General features: G+C 58.4%; 25 protein-coding genes. 13 read left to right on the top strand and 12 right to left on the bottom strand.

What is annotated here, in order from left to right; all coding sequences use genetic code 11:
* Positions 1-69 precede the first annotated feature (69 nt).
* The 9 genes from ABLN87_RS04150 to ABLN87_RS04110 all read left to right on the top strand — a co-directional run bounded on the left by ABLN87_RS04150 (position 70) and on the right by ABLN87_RS04110 (position 6,865).
* Complete coding sequence (locus ABLN87_RS04150; protein WP_353007809.1) at positions 70-396, top strand: hypothetical protein; 327 nt, start codon at positions 70-72, stop codon at positions 394-396.
* Positions 393-1,181: an ABC transporter ATP-binding protein gene (locus ABLN87_RS04145; protein WP_353007808.1), complete on the top strand. Its 789-nt coding sequence runs from the start codon at positions 393-395 to the stop codon at positions 1,179-1,181. Before ABLN87_RS04150 ends, ABLN87_RS04145 begins: the two co-directional genes overlap by 4 nt.
* Positions 1,171-1,608, top strand: coding sequence for a GNAT family N-acetyltransferase (locus tag ABLN87_RS04140; protein ID WP_353007807.1), 438 nt, complete (start codon positions 1,171-1,173; stop codon positions 1,606-1,608). The genes ABLN87_RS04145 and ABLN87_RS04140 overlap by 11 nt, the downstream gene beginning before the upstream one ends.
* On the top strand, positions 1,605-2,537 hold the full coding sequence (locus ABLN87_RS04135; RefSeq protein ID WP_353007806.1) for an ABC transporter permease: 933 nt from the start codon (positions 1,605-1,607) through the stop codon (positions 2,535-2,537). The genes ABLN87_RS04140 and ABLN87_RS04135 overlap by 4 nt, the downstream gene beginning before the upstream one ends.
* Positions 2,534-3,379 carry an ABC transporter permease gene (locus tag ABLN87_RS04130; RefSeq protein WP_353007804.1) on the top strand — a complete coding sequence of 282 codons (846 nt, stop codon included), beginning with the start codon at positions 2,534-2,536 and terminating at the stop codon, positions 3,377-3,379. Before ABLN87_RS04135 ends, ABLN87_RS04130 begins: the two co-directional genes overlap by 4 nt.
* Before the next feature lie 62 nt (positions 3,380-3,441).
* The gene (locus ABLN87_RS04125; RefSeq protein WP_353007802.1) at positions 3,442-4,431 is read left to right on the top strand and encodes an ABC transporter substrate-binding protein; all 990 of its coding nucleotides are present in this window, start codon (positions 3,442-3,444) and stop codon (positions 4,429-4,431) included.
* 158 nt (positions 4,432-4,589) lie between these two features.
* Positions 4,590-5,303, top strand: coding sequence for an ABC transporter permease (locus ABLN87_RS04120; RefSeq protein ID WP_353007800.1), 714 nt, complete (start codon positions 4,590-4,592; stop codon positions 5,301-5,303).
* A complete protein-coding gene (locus tag ABLN87_RS04115; protein WP_353007798.1) occupies positions 5,296-6,030 on the top strand; it encodes an ATP-binding cassette domain-containing protein in 735 nt (244 codons plus the stop codon). Before ABLN87_RS04120 ends, ABLN87_RS04115 begins: the two co-directional genes overlap by 8 nt.
* 19 nt (positions 6,031-6,049) lie before the next feature.
* Positions 6,050-6,865, top strand: a complete 816-nt coding sequence (locus ABLN87_RS04110) for a substrate-binding domain-containing protein (protein WP_353007797.1) — start codon at positions 6,050-6,052, stop codon at positions 6,863-6,865.
* Between the two features lie 39 nt (positions 6,866-6,904).
* Here the strand turns inward: ABLN87_RS04110 and ABLN87_RS04105 are convergent, their stop codons facing one another.
* The 10 genes from ABLN87_RS04105 to ABLN87_RS04060 all read right to left on the bottom strand — a co-directional run bounded on the left by ABLN87_RS04105 (position 6,905) and on the right by ABLN87_RS04060 (position 16,116).
* The gene (locus tag ABLN87_RS04105) at positions 6,905-7,777 is read right to left on the bottom strand and encodes a helix-turn-helix transcriptional regulator (protein WP_353007796.1); all 873 of its coding nucleotides are present in this window, start codon (positions 7,775-7,777) and stop codon (positions 6,905-6,907) included.
* The gene (locus ABLN87_RS04100) at positions 7,778-7,903 is read right to left on the bottom strand and encodes a hypothetical protein (RefSeq protein WP_353007795.1); all 126 of its coding nucleotides are present in this window, start codon (positions 7,901-7,903) and stop codon (positions 7,778-7,780) included. It lies immediately after the preceding gene.
* 13 nt (positions 7,904-7,916) lie between these two features.
* Entirely contained in the window at positions 7,917-9,179 is a 1,263-nt protein-coding gene (locus tag ABLN87_RS04095) for a c-type cytochrome (RefSeq protein WP_353007794.1), read from the bottom strand.
* Positions 9,180-10,388: a formate dehydrogenase subunit gamma gene (locus tag ABLN87_RS04090; RefSeq protein WP_353007793.1), complete on the bottom strand. Its 1,209-nt coding sequence runs from the start codon at positions 10,386-10,388 to the stop codon at positions 9,180-9,182. It abuts the gene before it with no gap.
* Positions 10,389-10,461: 73 nt separating this feature from the next.
* Complete coding sequence (gene fdh3B, locus ABLN87_RS04085; protein WP_039530246.1) at positions 10,462-11,058, bottom strand: formate dehydrogenase FDH3 subunit beta; 597 nt, start codon at positions 11,056-11,058, stop codon at positions 10,462-10,464.
* 15 nt (positions 11,059-11,073) lie between these two features.
* Positions 11,074-13,968 (bottom strand): formate dehydrogenase subunit alpha, encoded by a 2,895-nt coding sequence (locus tag ABLN87_RS04080; RefSeq protein ID WP_353007792.1) that lies wholly within the window; start codon positions 13,966-13,968, stop codon positions 11,074-11,076.
* A gap of 153 nt (positions 13,969-14,121) precedes the next feature.
* Positions 14,122-14,310 (bottom strand): ubiquinol-cytochrome c reductase iron-sulfur subunit N-terminal domain-containing protein, encoded by a 189-nt coding sequence (locus ABLN87_RS04075; RefSeq protein ID WP_170376587.1) that lies wholly within the window; start codon positions 14,308-14,310, stop codon positions 14,122-14,124.
* Positions 14,311-14,368: 58 nt separating this feature from the next.
* Positions 14,369-14,980, bottom strand: coding sequence for a TorD/DmsD family molecular chaperone (locus ABLN87_RS04070; RefSeq protein WP_353007790.1), 612 nt, complete (start codon positions 14,978-14,980; stop codon positions 14,369-14,371).
* Positions 14,981-14,983: 3 nt separating this feature from the next.
* Positions 14,984-15,565 carry a DUF3306 domain-containing protein gene (locus tag ABLN87_RS04065; RefSeq protein WP_353007789.1) on the bottom strand — a complete coding sequence of 194 codons (582 nt, stop codon included), beginning with the start codon at positions 15,563-15,565 and terminating at the stop codon, positions 14,984-14,986.
* The gene (locus tag ABLN87_RS04060) at positions 15,562-16,116 is read right to left on the bottom strand and encodes a DUF3305 domain-containing protein (protein ID WP_353007787.1); all 555 of its coding nucleotides are present in this window, start codon (positions 16,114-16,116) and stop codon (positions 15,562-15,564) included. Before ABLN87_RS04060 ends, ABLN87_RS04065 begins: the two co-directional genes overlap by 4 nt.
* Before the next feature lie 259 nt (positions 16,117-16,375).
* On the opposite strand from ABLN87_RS04060, the gene ABLN87_RS04055 reads away from it, so the two are divergent.
* Positions 16,376-18,331 carry a 4Fe-4S binding protein gene (locus ABLN87_RS04055; RefSeq protein ID WP_353007786.1) on the top strand — a complete coding sequence of 652 codons (1,956 nt, stop codon included), beginning with the start codon at positions 16,376-16,378 and terminating at the stop codon, positions 18,329-18,331.
* Here ABLN87_RS04055 and ABLN87_RS04050 read toward each other — a convergent pair.
* Positions 18,325-19,053, bottom strand: a complete 729-nt coding sequence (locus tag ABLN87_RS04050) for a hypothetical protein (RefSeq protein ID WP_353007785.1) — start codon at positions 19,051-19,053, stop codon at positions 18,325-18,327. The two genes, ABLN87_RS04055 and ABLN87_RS04050, sit on opposite strands and share 7 nt — an antisense overlap.
* 108 nt (positions 19,054-19,161) lie before the next feature.
* Here ABLN87_RS04050 and ABLN87_RS04045 point away from each other — a divergent pair, with 108 nt between their 5' ends.
* From ABLN87_RS04045 to ABLN87_RS04035, 3 genes are read left to right on the top strand one after another with little or no spacing between them, the layout of a single operon-like run.
* Positions 19,162-20,223 carry an Mrp/NBP35 family ATP-binding protein gene (locus ABLN87_RS04045; RefSeq protein WP_353007783.1) on the top strand — a complete coding sequence of 354 codons (1,062 nt, stop codon included), beginning with the start codon at positions 19,162-19,164 and terminating at the stop codon, positions 20,221-20,223.
* Positions 20,220-20,918, top strand: coding sequence for a biotin/lipoate--protein ligase family protein (locus ABLN87_RS04040; RefSeq protein ID WP_353007782.1), 699 nt, complete (start codon positions 20,220-20,222; stop codon positions 20,916-20,918). Before ABLN87_RS04045 ends, ABLN87_RS04040 begins: the two co-directional genes overlap by 4 nt.
* Positions 20,915-21,394, top strand: coding sequence for a DUF6505 family protein (locus tag ABLN87_RS04035; RefSeq protein ID WP_353007780.1), 480 nt, complete (start codon positions 20,915-20,917; stop codon positions 21,392-21,394). Before ABLN87_RS04040 ends, ABLN87_RS04035 begins: the two co-directional genes overlap by 4 nt.
* Here ABLN87_RS04035 and ABLN87_RS04030 read toward each other — a convergent pair.
* On the bottom strand, positions 21,391-21,891 hold the full coding sequence (locus tag ABLN87_RS04030) for a flavin reductase family protein (protein WP_353007779.1): 501 nt from the start codon (positions 21,889-21,891) through the stop codon (positions 21,391-21,393). The two genes, ABLN87_RS04035 and ABLN87_RS04030, sit on opposite strands and share 4 nt — an antisense overlap.
* Between the last annotated feature and the right edge of the window lie 240 nt (positions 21,892-22,131).

Genomic DNA, 22,131 nt, shown 5'->3' with positions numbered 1-22,131 from the left:
GTCATTCGGGGCGTTTTGGGGTATTTGGCAGCAGTGTTCTGCGCGTCTCTAATAATTTGGGGTTGGCAAATGAGCATCTTTGAACAGCCATGGCCAGCACAGTTAGGGTTTGTCATTCAGACGGGAATAATGTTGCCGTTGGCTGTCATTTTCTCAGCTGTTCCGGCATTTGCCCTTCGAATGATCGCGGCGATATTTCGCATTTTTCACCCGGCAGCAGCTGGGGCTGGTGGTACGGTTACGGGAGCAGCAGTGTATTTGTTACTCAATACGGAAAACATGACTGATCGACCATTGGCGGTCGATTTGCCCGGTTTGCTGTTGTTTAGCATCGCTGGTGCTATTGCTGGGTTGGTCTGGTTTTGGATCGAAAATTTGGGGATTACTACGAGATGACAATTGGCGAAACGGTTATTGAAGCCAAAAACCTCGACCTCACCTTCCAGACCAACGACGGGCCTGTCCATGCGCTGAAGAATGTGAACCTGACGATCAACAAGGGTGATTTCGTGAGCTTTATTGGCCCGTCTGGCTGTGGCAAAACCACGTTCCTGCGCTGTATCGCGGCGCTGGAAACCCCGACCGGGGGAACGCTGACCGTGAACGACATGACCCCGGATGAGGCGCGACGCAAGCGCGCTTATGGATATGTGTTTCAGGCTGCCGGATTGTACCCGTGGCGCACGATTGCCAAGAACATCAAACTGCCGCTTGAGATCATGGGATACTCGGCCGCAGAACAGGATGAGCGTGTTAAGAAGGTCCTGGAACTGGTTGATCTGGAAGGGTTTGGTGGGAAATTTCCGTGGCAGCTATCCGGTGGGATGCAACAACGTGCCAGTATCGCGCGCGCCTTGGCTTTTGACGCCGATATCCTGCTGATGGACGAACCGTTCGGGGCGTTGGATGAGATCGTGCGGGATCACCTGAACGAACAGCTTCTGGCGCTGTGGGCGCGGACTGAGAAGACAATCGGGTTCGTGACGCACTCGATCCCCGAGGCCGTGTACCTAAGCACCAAGATCGTCGTCATGAGCCCTCGACCCGGGCGGATCACGGATGTGATTGACAGCCCGTTGCCCAAGGAACGGCCGTTGGACATCCGCGATACGCCGGAATTCATCGAGGTCGCGCACCGGGTACGTGACGGGCTGCGGGCAGGGCATTCCTATGATGATTGACACTGTCCAGATCAGGCGCGCAAGGCCCGCAGATGTGGAAGCATGCGCCCGTGTGGTTCACGACTGGGTCAGCCAGACCGAGTGGATGCCCGAAGAATTATCGGTGGATCAGTTGGCAGGAATGATTGGTGAGGCGTTTGACGCGCGTGAGATCTGGGTCGCTGGTGAACCCGTTGATTGCTATATGTCGATCGACCCAAAAGAACAGAAGATCAGCGCTCTGTATTGCAGCCGAACCGGGCAGGGAATTGGCAAACACTTTGTTGATAAGGCGAAGGAAGGGCGGGATTTTCTCTGGTTGACCACGCATACGCTCAACACAGCGGCACAAAGGTTCTACCGGCGTGAGGGGTTCGAAGTAACAGCCGAGGAGCCGCCGGTGCCCCCGGATACGGTTCCCGTGTTCCGGATGGAGTGGCGCGCATGAAGCAGGCTCTTGCCGTGATAACGGTCCTGTTGGCGATTGTCGTGCTTTGGTATTTGGCCGTGGCGCCGATGAATATCCGTGTATCGCTGGATCAGGCGGAGCGCGCCGGGGAAACAGTGACGCCCGAGCTATCACGGGATCGCCAGCAGGTGTCGGCCTGGGTTTTGATGGCGCAGAACCCTTCGCATATCGCACGGGGTTATGAGTTGGATCGACCGCGCTTGCCAACCCCGGTCCAAGTTGGCCAAGAGCTTTGGAAGACCACCGGTGAAATGGCGATGCGCGGGCGTGCGATGTCCAAACGGTCGCTGATTTACCACGGATGGATCACCCTTCAATCAACGCTTTGGGGTTTTGTTCTGGGCACCGCGGTCGGCATTCTTGGGGCTGTCGCCATCGTCTATTCCCGCGTCGTAGATATGAGTCTGATGCCTTGGGCCATTATCAGCCAGACAGTCCCGATTGTGGCTTTGGCGCCGATGATCATTGTCCTAAGCTCGCAACTTGGGATCGAAGGGCGCGGGGTGCCGAAGGCCATCATCTCGGCCTATCTGTGTTACTTCCCGGTTCTGGTGGGGATGGTCAAAGGGTTGCGATCGCCAGCCGCTTCGCAATTGGATTTGCTAAGAACCTACAATGCGAACGGTCTGCAGGCGTTTCTGAAGCTGCGTCTGCCGTCGTCGGTGCCCTATCTGTTCACCTCTTTGAAGGTGGGTATCGCGGCCGCTCTGGTCGGTACAATTGTCGGAGAACTTCCAACAGGTGCAATTTCAGGCCTTGGCGCGCGGATATTGATCGGGGATCAGTTTGGCACGCCGCTTGCCATCTGGGCGGCTCTGTTCGCAGCGGCCATTCTGGCGGGGATTCTGGTGACCTTGCTGGATGTATTGCAGCGCGTGACCCTGAAACGCATGGGGATGAGCACATGAGCTGGTTGATCTTTGCGCTGATCTTCTGGGCTGGTGCCTGGTGGCTGAATGCATGGCTGGCGCGGTCGATCTATCGCGATTCCAGAGGTGTGCGGGTCTTTGTGCCTGTGCTGTTCGGTGTCACACTGCTGATCTTGTGGGAAGGTCTGGTGCGCGGGCTGAACGTCTCACCCGTGATCCTGCCGCCGCCGTCTATGGTGGCGCAGACCTTTGCGAACTCGACCGATATTCTGTGGCAGGACTTCACACAGACGGTGTTCAAGGGGGCACTTACCGGATTTGCTATCGGCAGTACCGCAGCTTTCCTCACAGCAATCCTTATCGACCGGTCGGTGTTTCTGACACGCGGTTTGCTGCCCATCGGGAATTTTGTCGCGGCTCTGCCCATCGTGGGGATTGCGCCCATTCTGGTCAGCTGGTTCGGGTTCGACTGGCAATCCAAAGCGGCCGTGGTCGTCGTGATGGTATTCTTTCCGATCCTTGTGAACACGGTACAGGGCCTGCGCGAGGCAGATGCGATGCAGTGTGATCTGATGCGCACCTATGCGGCCAGTTATATGCAGACACTGATCAAGTTGCGCCTGCCTGCGGCGATGCCGTTCATTTTCAACGGGCTCAAGATTGCCACCACGCTGGCGCTGATCGGGGCGATTGTGGCTGAATACTTCGGATCGCCCACGCGCGGCATGGGCTTTCGGATATCGACTGGGGTGGGCAGCCTGTCGATCGATCTGGTCTGGGCCGAGATTGCAGTGGCGGCCATGGCGGGTACGGTGTTCTATACATTGGTGGCAGGGATCGAAAAGGTGGTAACCTTCTGGCACCCCTCACAACGCGGATAACAAAAAGAAGACTGAACAGACCTCGAAAACGGGGCACACAAAGCAACTAGGAGAAGATGAAGATGAAAAAGCTACTCAGCGGGGCGGTTGCCGCCTTTAGCCTGGCCGCCAGTGCATCACTGGCTGCAGATGAAGTGAACCTGCAGTTGAAATGGGTCACGCAGGCCCAGTTCGCGGGCTACTATGTGGCGAAGGACAAGGGGTTCTACGAGGAAGAAGATCTGGACGTGACAATCTTGCCGGGTGGTCCTGACATTGCGCCAACGCAGGTGATTGCGGGCGGTGGGGCTGATGTCACCGTCGAATGGATGCCCGCAGCCCTTGCCGCACGCGAAAAGGGTCTGCCTTTGGTCAATATTGCCCAGCCTTTCAAAAGCTCGGGCATGATGCTGACCTGCTGGAAGGATGCCGGGATTGCCTCGCCCGAAGATCTGAAGAACCGCACCCTGGGCGTTTGGTTCTTTGGCAATGAATTCCCGTTCATGAGCTGGATGAGCAGCTTGGGTATCGATACCGGCGGCAAAAGCGAGAACGGTGTCGAGGTCCTGAAACAGGGCTTCAACGTTGATCCTCTGTTGCAGCGTCAGGCCGATTGCATCAGCACCATGACGTACAACGAATACTGGCAGGTCATCGATGCGGGCGTCAGCCCGAACGAACTGGTGACCTTCAAGTACGAAGATCAGGGCGTCGCAACGTTGGAAGACGGTCTGTACGTGCTGGAAGAGAACCTGAGCGACGCAGCTTTTGTCGACAAGATGCAGCGTTTCGTGCGCGCCTCGATGAAAGGCTGGAAATATGCAGAAGAGAACCCAGAAGAGGCCGCTCTGATCGTTCTGGACAATGACGCGACCGGTGCGCAAACCGAGGAACATCAGAAGCGTATGATGGGTGAGATTGCCAAGCTGACCGCTGGTTCGAATGGTGCGCTGGACCCGGCGGATTTTGAGAGGACTGTGGGCACATTGCTGGCAGGCGGATCTGATCCGGTCATCACCAAACAGCCCGAAGGAGCCTGGACACACCAGATCACGGATGCAGCCTTGAACTAAGTAATTCATCCTCGAAGCTGTTTTAGCGCGGTCCCAAATGGGGCCGCGTTTTTTTGTGCCGACTGTTGGAATTGTGCGTGTACTCGGTGTCAAATCAGGTTAGTATTCATCTGTAGAATTTCGCATTTCATCCGAAATAAATTGGATGATGGGGTAAAATGCAAGGATTTGCATCAGAATTCAGGATGGCGATGGGTCTTATCCTCAACGGGGATGCAGAGCTTTGGGCCATTGTGCTTTTGTCTCTGCAAGTTTCCCTGTTTGCCGTGCTGATTTCCGCGCTGATCGGAATGCCCATTGGGGCGGCTCTGGCGGTGGCACGGTTCCCTGGGCGGCGGGTTTTGATCGTGCTGATGAACGCGCTGATGGGTTTCCCGCCTGTGGTGGTTGGGCTGCTGGTCTATCTTATGCTCTCAAGATCAGGGCCCTTGGGCGTGTTGGAACTGCTTTACACACCAACCGCAATGATCATCGCTCAGGTCGTATTGGTCACGCCAATTGTGGCCGCGCTGACCCGCCAAGTGGTTGAGATGCTGGCTGAGGAGTACTCGGAACAGCTCCGTTCGTTGGGTGTGTCGCGATTGGCGTCTGTTCCGGTTCTGCTCTGGGATGCGCGCCTTGCTTTGGTCACCGCGCTGCTGGCCGGATTTGGCCGTGCGATTGCTGAAGTTGGGGCCGTGATCATCGTGGGGGGCAATATCAACCACGTGACGCGGGTGATGACGACGACGATTGCGCTGGAAACGTCAAAAGGCAACTTGGCGCTGGCACTGGCGTTGGGGGCGATCCTGATCGGGATTGCGGTGGCCGTGAATGCCATGGTCAGCGCGGCCAGCCTGCGGGCCGAGCAGGAGGGGTTGCGCCATGCGTGATCTGGTATCGGAAATGACCAATTGCCTGCAGGTCCGTGATGTACAAATCCGCCGCAATGGTTCCGCCTTGCTGGATGTTTCCAATCTGGTTCTGGATGGGCCCGGACCAACTTTGCTGTTGGGCCCAAACGGGGCGGGCAAAAGTCTGCTGCTACGTTGTTTGCACGGGCTGATCTCACCAGATCAGGGGCGAGTGTTGCAGGATAATGAGGCGTTGAACGCCGATCACATGGCCAGGCAGGCCATGGTGTTTCAGCAGCCGGTTCTTCTGCGGCGTTCGGTGTCAGCCAATCTGGATTTTGTGCTCAAGCGTCAGGGCCTGAAACGCGCAGCGCGCAAGGCGCGGATTGTCGAATTGTTGGCCGAAGGCGGGCTTGAGGGCAAAGCGCGGCAGTCCGCGCGTTCTCTGTCAGGTGGTGAGGCGCAGCGTCTTGCGATCCTGCGCGCGCTGGCGGCGACGCCCGAAACCTTGTTTCTGGATGAGCCAACAAGCGCATTGGACCCAAACGCGACGCAGATAATCGAACGCATGATCCTGCGGGCGTCGTCACGCGGCGTGCGAATTGTCATGGTGACACATGACATTGGGCAGGCGCGGCGGTTGGCAGCAGATATTGTCATGATGCAAGGCGGTCGTGTGGTTGAACACGGACCTGCCAAACAGGTTCTGGATTCCCCAGAAAGTGAAGCCTCTCGCTGTTATCTGGCGGGCGGCTTGGTGACTTAACAACAAATCGGAGATCATGATGGTTCGGGCAGTATTGCGCGCAGCGGTGGTGGGGCTTGGCCTGATGGCAGGTGCGAGTTTTGCAGAGGAGCCGTTCATCATTGTCCAGTCGACAACTTCAACACAAAACTCGGGCCTGTTGGACTATATCCTGCCGGGGTTCGAGGCTGAATCCGGGATCGATGTGCGTGTTGTTGCGGTCGGCACCGGACAGGCCATTCGCAACGCGATCAACGGGGATGGCGACGTATTGTTGGTGCATTCCAAACCAGCGGAAGAGAAGTTCGTGGCCGATGGCTGGGGTGTTGAGCGGTTTGATTTGATGTATAATGACTTTGTGCTGGTCGGGCCAAAATCGGACCCTGCTGGCGTCAAAGGTGGGTCAGACATTCTGTCCGCGCTCAAGGCGATCGAAGCGGCGAGTGCCGTGTTTGTCTCGCGCGGGGATGACAGCGGCACACATAAGGCCGAGATGGGGCATTGGGCGGATACCGGCATTGATCCGAGCCGGGCGTCCGGAACCTGGTACCGCGAAACCGGCTCGGGTATGGGAGCGACTTTGAATGTGGCCAGTGGCATGGGGGCTTATACACTGACAGATCGGGCAACATGGTTGTCATTTGGCAATCGGGGCGATCTTGAAATTCTGGTCGAGGCAGACCCGCGCCTGTTCAACCAATACGGGGTGATTCTCGTAAACCCGGACAAACATCCCAAAGTGCGCGCCAAGGCAGGGCAGCGGTTTGTCGATTGGCTGACAGGGCCAGACGGGCAGGTGGCCATCGAGTCATACCGCTTGCAAGGGCAGCAGGTGTTCTTTCCCAACGCGCGCTGAATGGACTTGTGGCTAGACTGTCCTTTATAGGATCAGTCCCTAGCCGCTGGCACCATTGTGGTGGACCTGTCCAAGACCGGTCAGGTCGTAGCCGCCAAACTCAGATGCGCGGGCTTTGAACGGGTCTGATCGCAGAAAGCCCAGCAGTTTCTGCATGGGCGCATCAAAATAGGCGCGTCGCCAGATCGCCAGATCCAGTCTTTCGGAATGGGTCGGTGAAAATCCAAGGTTGTAGAGGCCGGCCAAAGCCCCGAGGCCAAAACCTGCCTCGGCTTTGCCATCATGCAGGGTGATCGCCAGCTCTTCTTCGGTGCGGGCGCAGTTTGGCAGGGCATCCAGATCATCCCGGATCATGCCATGAGCTTCAAGCTGCGCATCGAACAAGCGCTGACTGGCTGCACTGTCCTGACGCAAGATAACGCGTCGGCCCTTGAGATCAGCAAAACCCGCGATACCTGAGGTCCCGGGTGCAAGAAGTAGGCCTCGTTGGCGCTGCGCGACCTCAACCAGCACAACAGGCGCCTCGCCCAGCGTGTCGCGTAAGGATTGGGTGTTGAACCCGTGTTCTTCGTGGATGTGCAATACGGCGGCCTGCGCACTGCGCTCGGCAAGCCGGGTCAGACCGTCGAATGAACCGTCGTAGTAGGTCGCCAGCCCCGATCCGCTTTCGCGCAGCGCCCAGTCCAGCAAGGGATCGTGGCTACCGGCGACGATCGGGGGCAGGGGTGGTTCGGCCACATGCGGGCCCGACCGTGAGGCGTTGAGCCAGGCGATGACCTCGGCCCGGGGAAACAGCAGCTTGCCCATTGCGCGGACGCAAGGCAGCTCACCCGATGAGGCCAGATCGTAGGCCTTGCGCTCGCCGATCCGAAGCAGGTCGGCCAGTTCTTTGGTGGTCAGATATTCGGGCATTTAATCCAGACGTACAGCTGCGCCAGAGGTGGCTTCTTCCGCGCTGAAACCCATCTGGTCCAGCGTGTAGGGGGCGGCAACGGTGATAACGACCATCGCGGCCAAGGCGGCAAGAAAGGCTTTCATGGTCTCCTCCGGTTCAGTTTCGATCAACCGTTGCACGGCGCAGGAAAGCAATCAGGTCGTCCCGGTCTTGCGCTTGTGTGATCCGCTGCATCGGCATCTTTGATCCAGGAATGTAGTGATCCGGCCCCACGTCGAAAAGAGCGTTTATCGTCTCGTCATTCCAAATGATATCAGAGTCTTGCAGCGTTTCCGAGTAGAAATAACCCGGTAGGGTGCCAGCCTGCCGCCCAAAGATACCGTGAAGCGTAGGGCCAGCGCGGCGTTGCCCATCAGATGTAAGGCTGTGACAGATCGAGCATTTGCGGGCAAATTGGCGCTCTCCATTGCTCATTTCAGCGGGATCTTTCAGAAAGCTGGGCTCGGCTGTCGCCATTTGTTCCTGATCACCAAGGGCAGACACCGGCCAGCTATACATGGCCTCATCGATGCCACCGGCATGGATATTCTGCCCATCTGTTGAAAACGCCAAGGCCCAGACCGGGCCGCGCAGGGTAGCGCGGAAATCGCTGGCGATGCGCCAGTTTTCCGTGTCGATCACCATGATATAGCCTTCGCCGTCACCGACGGCCAAAAGCGAGCGATCCGGGCTGAGGGCAAGGGCCAGAATCGGGCGACGATCCAGTGTGAAATCCCGTTCCTCGCCTGTTGAAAGATCGCGGATGCGGGTCACGCCATCGACCGCGCCATAGGCGATCCAGCCGTCATCTTCGTTCAGGATCAACTCGTTCAAGCCAAACCCATGTTCGACCAGTCGCAGCACCTCTTGCCCGTTCGAGACATCCCATTTCCGCAGGCTGCCATCGACCCCGGCAGAATAAAGCTGGGTACCATCGCGTGAAAATGCCACCGCATTTACCCCGCTGCCGGTTGGCCCAAGCAGTGTTGGGTCTGACCCGTCAACGGGCCAAACGCCTATGGTGCCATCCCAACTGGCGGTGGCCACATGCGTTTTTGAGGCTGCGATGCCGACGATCTTGCCTTTGTGCTGGCCAACGACTTCTCCGCCCGGCCAGCGGCGCAGGGTGAAATCGTCCCCGGCTGAATAGATCGCAGTGCCATTGAAGACGACCGCGTTGACCGCCGCTTCGTGGCCTTCCAGCCATTTGGGTGTCTGGTCTGACCACACCCCGACCGAGTTGTCGAAACTGGCCGTTGCGATCCGGCCATCCGATGCGGTGGCAATTCCCATGATTGGGCCACCATGCCCCTTGAGCGTGAAGAAATCAGCCCAAGCGGGAAGGGGGATCAGAGCAAACGCCAGAACCAGCGAACGCATTTATTCTGCGGGTGAGGCCGCTGCCTTGCTGGCCTCTTTTTCCTGCACCTCTTCCAACCACAGTGAATGGTGTTCGCGGGCCCATTGCTCCTCGACTTCACCAGTGCCCATGGCGTCAAACGCGCCCTCCATGCCGATGGAGCCAAGGTAGATATGCGCCACGATGATCGCGATGAACACATAGGCAACCATCACATGCCAGACCTGCGCGTATTGCATCTCTTCCTGTGGTGACATCTGGACGGGCAGGCTCAGGCCCAAAGCCTGCGGAATGCCGGTTGAATTGGCAACGGCGAATGTCTTGGCGAACATGGGCAGTTCGAAGGGGAACAGCAAAGATAGACCTGACAGGCTGATTGAGGTGCCCAGCACTATGCAGGCCCAAAAGATGATCTTTTGACCCGCATTGAACTTCCTAGCGGGCGGATGGCTGCCCTTGGTGAACAGCCCCCCTCCGGCGGCGAGCCATTTCAGGTCGGTCCGGTTTGGAATGTTATGTGAAATCCAGTTCACCGTGACGATGATCAGGCCCAGCATAAAGGCCCAGGCCAGGTTATTGTGCAGCCATTTGCACCCTTGGGCGATCACCGCAAACCCTTCCCTGCCAAAAATCGGGATCAGGACGTCGCGACCATAGAGGGTGAGCAATCCGGTAATTCCGAGGATGATAAAGGATCCGGCAAAAAGCCAATGACCAAAGCGTTCGAAGCTTTTGAAACGCGTAACCGTTCGGCCCGTTTTTTCACCATCTATGCGAATGCGGCCGCGGATCAGGAAGAAGAGGAGGATCAGACCCAGCATTCCGGCGATGATATAGCTCCCGTATTCGCGCAATGGTCCGGTGCGGAATTGCCACCACCACATCCCGCCGTCTTGAATTAGAACACTGTCTGCCGGGCCGCGCGATGACACGGTAACATCTGCCGATCCGAAGCGCAGCGCGCGGTATACATCGCTGTCCGAGGATACGCCGCTAGGTCCAAACTGCCCCAAGAGCCCTTCGACATTGCCCTGGCCGGTGTTCTCCGATCGAAAACTGTTATCCACTTTTTCGCCGCGCTGGCGGGCCAGGATATCTTCGAGCGTTGACGCACCCCCGGTCGAGGTGCGTTCATTTGTGGTGGCCGGCGCCTCGGTCTCGTCGGTTTGTGCGACGACGGCTTGAGCCATCCCAATTGTCAAAAGCAATGCGATGAGTATGCGGAACATCTGAACCTCGGTCAAAATTCCAGATCAGGCGACCCACGGGTGCGGGTCGCCTGTTTGGTTCATGAAAGCGGACTTAACCGTCTTTCTGGTCGTAGGCGGTGCCCCATCCCCACGCGCCCGAGCCAAACCCGCGCGCGACGACGCGCTCGCGATAGATGGCCGAGACCACATCGCCGTCACCGGCGAGCAGGGCTTTGGTGGAACACATCTCGGCGCAGATGGGCAGTTTACCCTCGGCGATCCGGTTGCGACCATATTTGGCGAACTCTGCGGTCGAGTGCGTTTCTTCGGGGCCGCCAGCGCAGAAGGTACATTTGTCCATCTTGCCGCGCGATCCGAAGTTGCCCGCCTGTGGGTATTGCGGCGCGCCGAACGGGCACGCGTAGAAGCAATAACCACAGCCAATGCACAGGTCCTTGGAATGCAGGACGACCCCTTCTTCGTTCTGATAGAAGCAGTCGACCGGGCACACCGCCATGCAGGGCGCGTCTGAGCAATGCATACAGGCCACCGAGATCGAGCGTTCGCCCGGGTCGCCGTCATTGATCGTCACCACCCTGCGGCGGTTCACGCCCCACGGTACCTCGTGCTCGTTCTTACACGCGGTGACGCAGGCATTGCACTCGATGCAGCGTTCGGCGTCGCAGAGAAATTTTGCTCTTGCTGCCATTTTCTCTTCTCCTCCTTACGCTGCCCAGATCTTGCAGAGAGTCGCTTTGGTCTCCTGCATCTGGGTCACTGAATCGTAGCCATAGGTCTGGGCGGTGTTAGTACTTTCACCCAGCACATAGGGGTCAGCACCGGCGGGGTATTTGTGCCGCTGGTCCTCGCCTTGGAAATGGCCACCAAAGTGGAATGGCATGAAGGCCACACCGGCACCGACCCTGTTGGTCAGCATCGCCATCACCTTGACCTTGCCGCCCTCAGGACCTTCGACCCAGACCTGTGATCCATCACGAATACCAAGATTGTTGGCATCGCGTGGATTGATCTCGACGAACATGTCCTGCTGCAGCTCGGCCAGCCACGGGTTCGACCGTGTCTCATCGCCGCCGCCTTCATATTCGACCAGACGACCTGACGTAAGGATTATCGGGTAATCCTTTGAAAAATCGTTCTTTTGGATCGAAGCATACAGGGTGGGCAGGCGATAGGCCTGACGGTCCTCGTAGGTTGGGTAGTCCGCCACCAGATCACGCCGGTTGGTATAAAGCGGCTCGCGATGCAGTGGGATCGGATCCGGGAAGGTCCAGACAACCGCGCGGGCTTTGGCGTTCCCGAAGGGCGCACAGCCATGCTCGATCGCAACCCGCTGGATACCGCCAGACAGGTCGGTCTTCCAGTTGGTCTCTGGTCCTGCAACGGCGTCGATGGCTGCGCGTTCCTCAGCCGTCAGATCACCGTCCCAGCCAAGGTCCATCAGCATTTGCATCGTGAATTCGGGATAGCCATCCTGAATTTCCGATCCAACGCTATAGACCCCTTCGGCCAGCAGGTTGTCACCATCACGTTCCACGCCAAAGCGCGCGCGGAAGGTCAGGCCACCTTCGGCCACTGGCTTGGACATGTCATAGAGGTTTGGTGTCCCCGTATGACCCATCTCGGCCGTTCCCCAGCAAGGCCAGGGCAGACCGTAATATTCGCCGTCGTTTGGCCCACCAATGGCTTGCAGCGTGGTTCTGTCGAACGTGTGCTGGTTGGCCATATGGCTTTTCAGGCGCTCTGGCGACTGACCGGTATAGCCGATGGTCCAGAGGCCCGAGTTGAACTCACGCGTGATGCTTTCAACATTCGGGGTTTCCGGGTCTTCCATTTCGATGTTGCGGAAGAACCGATCTGCCCAGCCGAACTTGTTGGCGAACTTGGCCATGATGACCTCATCCGGCAGGCTTTCGAACAGCGGATCAACCACCTTGTCGCGCCACTGCAACGACCGGTTCGACGCCGTGACCGAGCCACGGGTTTCGAACTGCGTACAGGCGGGCAACAGATAGACACCATCGGTGCGGTCATGCAGAACGGCGGAAACGGTGGGATACGGGTCGATCACGACCAGCATGTCCAGCTTTTCCATCGCCGTCTTCATTTCCGTCATCCGGGTCTGCGAGTTGGGCGCGTGGCCCCACAGAACCATGGCACGGACATTATTGTCCTGATCCATGTTGGCCGGGTCTTCCAGAACACCGTCGATCCAACGAGAGACCGGGATGCCGCGTTCATTCTGCAGCGGCTTGTCCTTGCCTTCCTTGTCTTTGATCGTGGCGAACTGGCCAGCGAGCCATTCGGGTTTTTCACCCCAGACACGGGCCCAGTGACCCCATGCACCTTTTGACAGGCCGTAGTAGCCGGGCAGGGTGTGGGACAGAACACCAAGGTCCGTCGCGCCCTGCACGTTGTCATGGCCGCGGAAGATGTTGGTGCCACCACCCGAGGTGCCCATGTTGCCAAGCGCAAGCTGCAGCACGCAATAGGCACGGGTGTTGTTGTTGCCGTTGGTGTGCTGGGTGCCACCCATGCACCAGATCACGGTGCCGGGGCGGTTGTTGACCATCGTCCGGGCAACGCGCTTGAGCTGCGAGCCAGGCACACCGGTCACACGCTCGGTTTCCTCCGGGTTCCAGTTGGCAACCTCGGTGCGGATTTGATCCATTCCCCAGACACGGGTGCGGATGAACTCTTTGTCCTCCCAACCGTTGTCGAAGATATGCCAAAGGATACCCCAGATCAGAGCAACGTCGGTGCCGGGACGGAACCGCACATACTCATCCGCATGTGCTGCGGTGCGCGTGAATCGCGGGTCGCAGACGATCAGCGGGGCGTTGTTCTGCTCTTTCGCGCGCAAAACGTGCAGCAGCGAGACGGGGTGCGCCTCGGCCGGGTTGCCGCCGATGATGAAGATGGCCCGAGAGTTGTGGATGTCGTTATACGAATTGGTCATGGCGCCGTAGCCCCATGTATTCGCAACACCCGCAACTGTGGTCGAGTGGCAGATACGGGCCTGATGGTCTACGTTGTTCGTGCCCCAGTAGGCGGCGAACTTACGGAACAGATAGGCCTGTTCGTTGTTGTGTTTGGCGGAGCCCAGCCAGTACACGCTGTCCGGCCCGGATTCCTGACGGATGTTCATCATGCCATCGCCGATCTCGTCGATCGCCTGTTCCCAGCTGATGCGCTTCCACTCGCCCCCTTCCTTTTTCATCGGATATTTCAGGCGGCGTTCGCCGTGGGCGTGCTCGCGGACCGAGGCCCCCTTTGCGCAGTGCGCACCCAGGTTGAACGGGCTGTCCCAACCGGGTTCCTGCCCGACCCAGACACCGTTCTGAACTTCGGCTACGATTGTACAGCCGACCGAGCAGTGGGTGCATACGGATTTGATGTTTTCAACGGCCTGATTGGCCGCTGTCTGGGCACTGGCAGGCGTCACGGTTCCACCCGTGGCGCTGATCGCGGCAAGGCCGCCGATCGTCAGGCCCGAGCCACGCAAGAATGCGCGGCGATCGACGGTTTTCTCGCCGACCTGGGACAGGATACTTGTCCGCTGGGGGCGTCTCGCAACCCCGTTGGTCTTTTTCCTAAGCATTGTTTTCCTCCCTTGCTGGCCATGTAAGCCATGGCTGGCTTGGTACTGTTGATGCCGACGTCAGGGCCAATCGCAACCGTCAGTCGGGTGGTGACATCGTCCGGCTGGTGCGCCGGGCGCAGTCGTCGTGCTGAAAGCGCGCTTTCAATTGGCTTAGAAGCGCGCGCTTTCCAGATACGCGCGGGTATGCGCGGTGTCCTGCATGCGGGTCTCGTCCGTCGGCAGCTCGGCTGCTTCGGCTTGACCGCTCAGGCTGGCAGCGGCAACAGCAGCAGGCGCTGCGGTTCCGGCCAGTTTCAGGAAGTCGCGGCGCGTCGCGCCTTCTTCCTTGGTCTTGCTCATGGGTGTCTCCTTTCCCATTTGCGATCTAGCGCCAATTCGGGCGCTGGCGAGTAGCGGGTTATGCCGCCGTCATTCGGAACGCCTCGCGCTCGATCTCCATGAAAACCCGACCGGCAGTACCGACCGAAGCATAGAGAACCGAGTTTTCAGCGGCTTCCAAATCCGAATAGAAATGCGCGGCCCAGGGGCCGATATGTTTGTTCCAGAACGCTTTTTGGTCTTCCAGCGTGGCAGGTGTGCCGAAGCGTCCAACGATCATGCCTGCCATCATCTCCATCAATGAGGCGATGTTGTCTTCAGGTTCGAACACGTTTTGCGCCCGAGTGATGCCGCGCACGGCCATATCATTGCGCAATTGCGCCAAAGGTTTTTCGTTCAGGAAACCAGTCAGGTAGAAGCTGGCATAGGGCAACAACTCACCACGCCCCAAGCCAATGAACAGCGCGTTGAACTCGCGCTCGGCGGCGGCGGGTTTGGTGACCTTGGCCACGCGGGACATCGCCTGAATGGCGTGTCCCAGATCGGTTTCATCTCCGCTTAGCCCAGCCATCTGGTCCAGCAGCAATTGATCCGGTGGACCGGCCAGAAGCAGACCGAGGAAATTGTAGAAATCCGCGCGCAGCCGATCCTCGGCTGAGATATCCAGTGTTTGCGCGTTATCTGCGGTCATGCGTTATCCTTCGAATTCAAATCTCATGCGACGCGGGGCAGGGGGAAGCTCTGTGATCTCGTCCTCCGCATCGAGCTCGGCCATTGGGACAGGTTTCGGGGCTGACTCCGCAGCCATGATTGGCTGGACCTCAGGCTCATCCTCCGGCTCTTGAATCTCAGCCTCGATTTCATCTTCCTCGGTCTCAGCCGCCAACGCCTCGACATGAGCCAGCATCCCCTTTCCGACCTGATACGCGGTTTGCAGGTTCTCAATCACGCAGGCGGCGTCGGTGTAATCCTCGCCGTAGTCGACAAGACCATCCACATTGGCCAGCACCGGGTTCAACCGCCAAAGACGTCGCAGAGCGCGGCGGCGCAGACGGTCTGGCACAGCTTTGGCCATGAAACCTGATACATCATCGCCCGCCTGCAAGTTATCCGGGTCGGGCAGGTCAAACTCGGCCAATATCTCGGCATCGCTTTTTTCTTCCAGTTCGGCCTGCTGAAGGGCAATCACCTGTTCTTCGGCGGCGATGGCCTCGGCCTCAGCTTCGGCCTGAACGGCAGCCTTGCGGCGGGACCAGAAATCGCGGTTCTGGGTCATTGCACGACCCTCCGCGGCGCGCGGTATACGTCTGAATCTTGCCGGATCCGCGCATCGCCTTTGCCATCCTCAACCAGATCGGTCCGTTTCTTGTCGCGGCGGCGTTTGATGAAAACCTCATCGCGGTGATGTTCCAAGGTAAAATCACGAACCCAGGCAATCAAACCTTCGGACATCGGGATTTTCTCGACCAGCTCCTCACCCGTATCCGCATAGTCCTGGCCTTCGAACGGAGAGGCTGTGATCAGCACCGCATCCATCGGGCGTTTCCCGTCCAATGCATCGCGCAGAACCAGATAAATTGACGGTTGCCCATCAGACAGGTTGACCATGTAGGCCTCAGTCTCATCCACCCAAAGGGTCAATGGCAGGGTGGCAGCGTGATATTCGACAGCATCACCCTCACGGCGCAGTTCAACCCAATCCGCAGGGCCTGCACCCGGCAGGGCAGCGACCGCGCGCCAGTTCCACTTGGCCCAGCGGGTGACCCCGGGCGTTTTGCGCACAATGACGCCAACTGGCATTTCGATACAGCTTGCGGCCTTGGCCACTGGCTCCTCCCCGTAAGGCTCTCCCGTGCCTTACCCTGCGTCTACTATGGTACACAAAATACCGATCTGCCAAGCCTGTATTATGTGCAAATCCGCGTGATCGACAAAAATTTAACATGTGAAATTCCGAGTATTTCTATAAGAAAATACAAGCCTTGCAGAATGCCGGTAGCAAATTGGGTTACGTTTGAAGTGTGGATTGTAAGCTGCAGGATACCATCTAAAGTGGGAAGATAAGGAAGCTGTCCGGGGGAGGGACATGGCCACCAAACTTATTCTATGCGACTGCGAAGGGTCGCAATCCGTCGATGCCGAGCGGATCGGATCCGCCTGCGATCTGGAGTGTTCGAAGATTCACACCGGATTGTGTACCCGCGAACTTGGTTTGATGGCCGATGTTCTGAAAGGCGAAGACCCGGTGCTGATTGCCTGTGCGCAAGAGCAGGAAGTGTTTCGGGACCTTGCCGAGGATCTGGGTGTTGAATCGCCCGCATTTGTGGACATCCGGGATCGCGCGGGCTGGTCAGAGCAGGCGCAGGATGCGGCCCCTAAAATGGCTGCACTGGCGGCTGAGGCCATTATCCCGATGCCAATCACACCCAGCATGGATGTGATTAGCGAAGGGACCTGCTGCATCATTGGACCCTCCGAAGTTGCGTTTGAACTCGCGGATCGTCTGGCCGACGTGCTGGCCGTGACAGTTCTGACAATTGATGGCGGGCATCCCATGACGCGGTCTTTTGACGTGGTACAGGGGCAGGTACGGTCGGTCACTGGCGCGTTGGGAGGATTTACGCTGCGGATTGACCAGTTGCAGCAAATGGAGCCTGGGGGTCGCGGCGCTTTCGCCTTGTCCGATCCGCGTGATGGGGCCAGATCCGCCTGTGACATTCTGATTGATTTAGCAGGTGGCACGCCGTTGGTTCAGGCCCCCGCCAAACGCGAAGGGTATCTGCGTGCCGATCCGCGCGATCCGTTGGCTGTAGCGCGCCTGGCGTTTGACGCGGCGCAACTGGTGGGGACGTTTGAAAAACCGCTCTATGTACGGCTTGAGGAAACGCTCTGCGCCCATTCGCGCGCCGAACAGGTCGCCTGCACCAATTGCCTTGACATCTGCCCAACCGGTGCGATCACATCAGCCGGAGAGCATGTCGCAATTGACCCGATGATCTGTGCAGGTTGCGGGGCCTGCGCCGCCTTGTGCCCTTCGACCGCGATCACCTACGAGGATCCGCCGGTATCCGCGATCCTGTCTCGCATGCATGTTCTGGCGCGCACCTATCGGCGGGCCGGTGGCAGTGCACCGCGCTTGCTGGTGCATGATGCCCACGGGGCTGAGATGATCCGGTTGGCCGCACGTTTTGGCCGTGGCCTGCCCGCCGATGTGATCCCGATGGAGCTGAGTGTCATCTCGGGGTTCGGCCATGCCGAGATGTTGGCGGGTCTGGCCCACGGGTTTGCACGGGTGGACATCCTGCTTGCGTCAACGACTGAGCGGGATGCACTGGATAGGGAACTCGCGCTGGCTTCGGCCATCGCCACAGATGCCGGTCTGAGTCTTATTGATGAGGCCGACCCGGACGCGTTGTGCGATCTGCTTTATGAGCAGGCTGTTCCGCCGCCGCTGAAAGACGCTGTATTGCCCTTGGGCAATCGCCGACAGATCACGCGGCTGGCAGCACAAGCTTTGAACCCAATGATGGAAGAGCCGCTATCCTTGCCAGAGGGCGCCCCGTATGGTGCGGTTGCAGTGGATACGGATGCCTGCACCTTGTGTCTTAGCTGTGTGTCGCTGTGCCCCTCGGGGGCATTGATCGACAATCCGGACAAACCGCAACTGAACTTTCAACAGGATGCTTGCTTGCAATGCGGCCTATGCCGGAACATTTGCCCCGAGGATGCGATCACACTGGTGCCGCAGCTGGATCTGAGCGACACGGCCCTGTCTCAGCAGGTGTTGAACGAAGAAGAACCTTTTGCCTGTGTCGAATGTGGTGCCCTGTTCGGTGTGAAATCGACGGTGGAACGCATCATGGAGAAGCTTTCGGGCACGCATCCAATGTTTGCCTCGTCCGAACAGGCACGGATGATCCAGATGTGTGACAATTGCCGGGTCGGCGCGCAATTCAAGATGGAGGACAATCCGTTCCAGTCCAATCCCAAACCTCGGGTGGTTACGACGGATGATTATTTCTCAAAGCGGAAGGATCATTGATGTTGCAGCGGCTTGCCAAGATCCGCCGCTTCGATGATCGAAACAAAGGCCAAGATGGCGTCGAGGTCGTCCAATGTCATCTCAACCGGATGAATGGGCGATGGGCGCACCGGATCGAAGGGCGGCGTCAGCCCATCTATCTGGGTGAACGCAGGGTGAGGGTTCAGCGCAAAGAAGGCCTGAAACCGTTCATCCCAATCCGGAAGGCTGCGCAAAACCGCGAAAGAGGGGGTCGAGCCCAACCCGTTCATCCGATTTTTGGGACCGATCACGTGACAGCGGCCACAATGGGTCATCGAAAGCTCTTCGCCCAGGGTCACGTCACCATCGGTTGTGGTTGCGGTATCGGCAACGGCGACCTCAAAACTGGCACTAAAGGGGGCGCCCTGATCGGGTGTAAAGCTTTCGACCGTGCGTTTTCCGATATCGGATGTCAGCCAATCCCGGAATCGGGTCTGCCGGGGGTCGTCCTGAATGCTCAGATGGTAGATCACACCGTCGCGGGCAAAGACCGGATCACCGGTTGGGCCCGCCGTCAGCGACATAATACCGCTTTCGTCTGCGATAACGCGTATCCCGGTCTTGAGCGAAAAGCGTGGAAGAATATGTTGCAACAGGCCGGTGTCTGTTACCTCGGACGGGGCGGTCAGGCCGATGGCCTCTTGCGACCCGGAAGGGGTGGCGGTGAGCGTCAGGCTGAGGCACAACAGGACAAAGCGCATGGCCAAACCTAACGGCCAACAGGCAAATGCGTCAAATGAACCAGGAATGACGGAGACAGGTGCGATGAAATGCAGCCATGCGATGGAGCAGGTTTTGGGGACGAAGGCATGAGTGTCCGTGACGCGGTTCTGGCGAACCTGAAAAAGATCACTGACCCGGTCTCTGGTCAGGATATTGTCAGCGCAGGCGTTGTCCGTGCACTGAATGTCGAAGGCGATACCGTCCGGTTTGTCATAGAGATCGATCCCAAACATGCCGAGCGTATGGAACCCGTGCGCGCGGCAGCCGAACAGGCCGCACAGATGGTGGATGGGGTCGCCAAGGTCTCGGCCATGATGACCGCACATTCCGATAAGGCCCCGCCGGATCTGAAGCCCAAGCCCAAACCATCGCAGACCGGTCCGCAGGCCGTACCCGGTGTGGATCGGATCATCGCCGTGGCCTCGGGCAAGGGTGGGGTGGGTAAATCCACCGTATCCGCCAACCTCGCCTGTGCTCTGGCTGCCGAAGGCCGGCGGGTGGGTCTGCTGGATGCGGATGTCTATGGCCCATCGCAGCCTCGCATGCTGGGCGTATCGGGTCGCCCGGCCAGCCCAGATGGCAAGACGATCCTGCCGCTACGCAATCACGGTGTCACTATGATGTCGATGGGTCTGATGACCAACGAAGGACAAGCGGTTGTCTGGCGTGGCCCCATGCTGATGGGCGCATTGCAACAGATGATGAGTCAGGTGCAATGGGGTGCGCTGGATGTGCTGATCGTCGATCTGCCACCCGGCACTGGCGACGTGCAACTGACGCTGAGTCAGAAATTCCAGGTGGATGGTGCCATCGTTGTCTCAACCCCTCAGGACGTGGCCCTGATCGATGCCCGCAAAGGGATCGACATGTTCAACCAGCTTAAGACGCCGATCCTTGGGATGATCGAAAACATGTCGACGCATATCTGTTCGAACTGCGGGCACGAGGAACATATCTTTGGCCATGGCGGTGTCGCCTCTGAGGCTGAGGGTCTGGGCGTTCCTCTGTTAGGGGAAATCCCGCTGCATCTGGACATCCGTCTGGCTGCAGATGGCGGCGCACCGATTGTCGTCAGCAAACCTGACAGCGCTCAGGCAGATTCTTTCCGCAAGATTGCCCGTGACCTGATTGCCAAAGGCAACGCATGAGTGATCCGGTCTTCCCTCCGTTGCTAACAGGTCTCGCCGCGAAGGGGGGCGAGGACCCGTTCGAAAAGGCTCAGGCCATGGCGGCTTTGGGCTGTGATGCGGGCACGGTGATTTGCAACATTCAGGCCGACCGCCTGCGCGTGGCCATCGTGTTCGCACCCGAGGTGCCATTGCAGGATGCCATGGCGATGCTGCCATTGTGCGCCGTTGGGTTCCAGAATGCGCTGGGCGCGTTGGCCCCGCCCGAAGTGGCCGTGCATCTTGGTTGGGACGGGCTGATCTGCGTGAATGGTGCGAAATGTGGACAGTTTCATGTCGCAGCCTCGACCACAGACCCGGATCAGATGCCCGACTGGCTGGTGATCGGATGGGAACTGGCGCTGCTGCAAACCAGCGATGCACCGGGGAACACCCCGGACATCACCGCGCTTTACGACGAAGGTTGCGCCGACGTGTCTGCAACTCAACTGGTGGAAAGCTGGTCACGGCACATGCTGACCTGGCTCAACCGCTGGCAAGAGGACGGCAACGCGCCGTTGCATGGCGAATGGCTGGGCCTTTTGCGCGGAGTGGGGGAACCTCTCACCGACGGGGGTGTCTTCCTAGGTACGGATGAACGATTTGGCATGTTGATCCGGAATGGTGAAGAGACCCACCTGCGCCCGCTGACAGAGCTATTGGAGGCAAGCCAATGAAACTCGCCCGCGCGATACACTTCGATGAAAGCGATATGAACGTGTTTCATTCCCCTGCGCGGACCGGGGAATGGTGCATCTCGGGCGGGTTCGAGTTTTCGAATTGGGGGCAAGGCGATCTGGAGGGGAAATCCCGACAGGCCTTTGCCAATGGCTGGTTGGGGCTGGAAACTTTTGGGCGCGTGACCTTTGTTGCGGTGACCCAGATTGAAGTGGCAGAAAAAGATCAGATCATTCGGAATCTGGCTGAGCATTTCGTGCAGTTCTACGGTGCGCCTTCGGTCGAAGCGGCACACGGCGTGGCGCAATCGGAAATCGATCATATGTCGGAGCTTTGCGAGGACCACGCGCCAAACACGCTGTTGACCGTCGCACGCGAGCTGACGGAAAGCGGCGTGCATGAAGCGTTTCGGGTGATCACACCGCAAGAGACGCAGTTAGAGGCGCTGGCCGTGCATGGGTCGCTTGACGACTAGACGTTATCGACAAAACCACCGAACTGACCGCGTTTAAAGATCAGGCCTTTGCCGGTGCGGTACATCACCTGTTCGACCTGACCCACAAGGATCAGGTGATCCCCGGCTTCATGTTTGGTGTGCAACTCGCAGTCGAACCTAGCCAGACATTCGGCCAGCTGCGGGCGACCGGATGCGTCCAACTCCCACTTGGCATGTGAGAAATCGGTGCCGTCGCGGGCGAATTTCAGCGCGGCGTCCTGTTGTTCCTGCGCCATGACGTGGATCGCGTAGTGCTGGCAGGAATTGAACGCGTTGAAGCGAAACGAGTCTTTGGCCAGACACCACAGCACCAAAGGTGGATCGAGCGATACGGATGCAAAAGAGTTCACGGTGATCGCACGGGGGCCGTTTTCCGTATGTGTGGTCACAACCGTAACACCGGTCCCGAAACAGCCCAATGCCGCGCGAAAATCGCTGCTTTGATCGGGGCCGGGGATAAAGGTTTTCTCGGTCATCGCACGCTCTTGTCTTCGCCGCGCCTCAGGTGCCATGCGGCAAAGGGTTTGTCCATCAAAAGCTTTGATCAATGCCAAGTCATCAAGTTTCCCAGTTTTACCTGGCCAACAGACGATACTTACCTCAGCTCATCAGGTTGAAGCGTCTTGATACTCGGATGTGGGTGTGCTCGAAACACTTATCGTTTTTGCTCCAACCAAATTACACTTTAGGACGTGAAAAACCCATAAAAACTGCTG

Source organism: Ruegeria sp. SCP10 (assembly GCF_040329495.1).
GTDB lineage: Bacteria > Pseudomonadota > Alphaproteobacteria > Rhodobacterales > Rhodobacteraceae > Ruegeria.
This window is presented reverse-complemented; position numbering and strand designations above follow the sequence as displayed.

Bases quoted from the DNA above. Each gene is read 5' to 3' on its own strand.
- ABLN87_RS04080 (WP_353007792.1), bottom strand. From the start codon at position 13,968: ATGCTTAGGAAAAAGACCAACGGGGTTGCGAGACGCCCCCAGCGGACA.
- ABLN87_RS04130 (WP_353007804.1), top strand. From the start codon at position 2,534: ATGAGCTGGTTGATCTTTGCGCTGATCTTCTGGGCTGGTGCCTGGTGG.
- ABLN87_RS04135 (WP_353007806.1), top strand. From the start codon at position 1,605: ATGAAGCAGGCTCTTGCCGTGATAACGGTCCTGTTGGCGATTGTCGTG.
- ABLN87_RS04120 (WP_353007800.1), top strand. From the start codon at position 4,590: ATGCAAGGATTTGCATCAGAATTCAGGATGGCGATGGGTCTTATCCTC.
- ABLN87_RS04125 (WP_353007802.1), top strand. From the start codon at position 3,442: ATGAAAAAGCTACTCAGCGGGGCGGTTGCCGCCTTTAGCCTGGCCGCC.
- ABLN87_RS04115 (WP_353007798.1), top strand. From the start codon at position 5,296: ATGCGTGATCTGGTATCGGAAATGACCAATTGCCTGCAGGTCCGTGAT.
- ABLN87_RS04065 (WP_353007789.1), bottom strand. From the start codon at position 15,565: ATGACCCAGAACCGCGATTTCTGGTCCCGCCGCAAGGCTGCCGTTCAG.
- ABLN87_RS04095 (WP_353007794.1), bottom strand. From the start codon at position 9,179: ATGCGTTCGCTGGTTCTGGCGTTTGCTCTGATCCCCCTTCCCGCTTGG.
- ABLN87_RS04105 (WP_353007796.1), bottom strand. From the start codon at position 7,777: ATGCCCGAATATCTGACCACCAAAGAACTGGCCGACCTGCTTCGGATC.
- ABLN87_RS04035 (WP_353007780.1), top strand. From the start codon at position 20,915: ATGAAACTCGCCCGCGCGATACACTTCGATGAAAGCGATATGAACGTG.
- ABLN87_RS04150 (WP_353007809.1), top strand. From the start codon at position 70: ATGAGCATCTTTGAACAGCCATGGCCAGCACAGTTAGGGTTTGTCATT.
- ABLN87_RS04110 (WP_353007797.1), top strand. From the start codon at position 6,050: ATGGTTCGGGCAGTATTGCGCGCAGCGGTGGTGGGGCTTGGCCTGATG.
- ABLN87_RS04045 (WP_353007783.1), top strand. From the start codon at position 19,162: ATGAGTGTCCGTGACGCGGTTCTGGCGAACCTGAAAAAGATCACTGAC.
- ABLN87_RS04055 (WP_353007786.1), top strand. From the start codon at position 16,376: ATGGCCACCAAACTTATTCTATGCGACTGCGAAGGGTCGCAATCCGTC.
- ABLN87_RS04075 (WP_170376587.1), bottom strand. From the start codon at position 14,310: ATGAGCAAGACCAAGGAAGAAGGCGCGACGCGCCGCGACTTCCTGAAA.
- ABLN87_RS04040 (WP_353007782.1), top strand. From the start codon at position 20,220: ATGAGTGATCCGGTCTTCCCTCCGTTGCTAACAGGTCTCGCCGCGAAG.
- ABLN87_RS04100 (WP_353007795.1), bottom strand. From the start codon at position 7,903: ATGAAAGCCTTTCTTGCCGCCTTGGCCGCGATGGTCGTTATCACCGTT.
- ABLN87_RS04145 (WP_353007808.1), top strand. From the start codon at position 393: ATGACAATTGGCGAAACGGTTATTGAAGCCAAAAACCTCGACCTCACC.
- fdh3B (WP_039530246.1), bottom strand. From the start codon at position 11,058: ATGGCAGCAAGAGCAAAATTTCTCTGCGACGCCGAACGCTGCATCGAG.
- ABLN87_RS04090 (WP_353007793.1), bottom strand. From the start codon at position 10,388: ATGTTCCGCATACTCATCGCATTGCTTTTGACAATTGGGATGGCTCAA.
- ABLN87_RS04140 (WP_353007807.1), top strand. From the start codon at position 1,171: ATGATGATTGACACTGTCCAGATCAGGCGCGCAAGGCCCGCAGATGTG.
- ABLN87_RS04050 (WP_353007785.1), bottom strand. From the start codon at position 19,053: ATGCGCTTTGTCCTGTTGTGCCTCAGCCTGACGCTCACCGCCACCCCT.
- ABLN87_RS04070 (WP_353007790.1), bottom strand. From the start codon at position 14,980: ATGACCGCAGATAACGCGCAAACACTGGATATCTCAGCCGAGGATCGG.
- ABLN87_RS04030 (WP_353007779.1), bottom strand. From the start codon at position 21,891: ATGACCGAGAAAACCTTTATCCCCGGCCCCGATCAAAGCAGCGATTTT.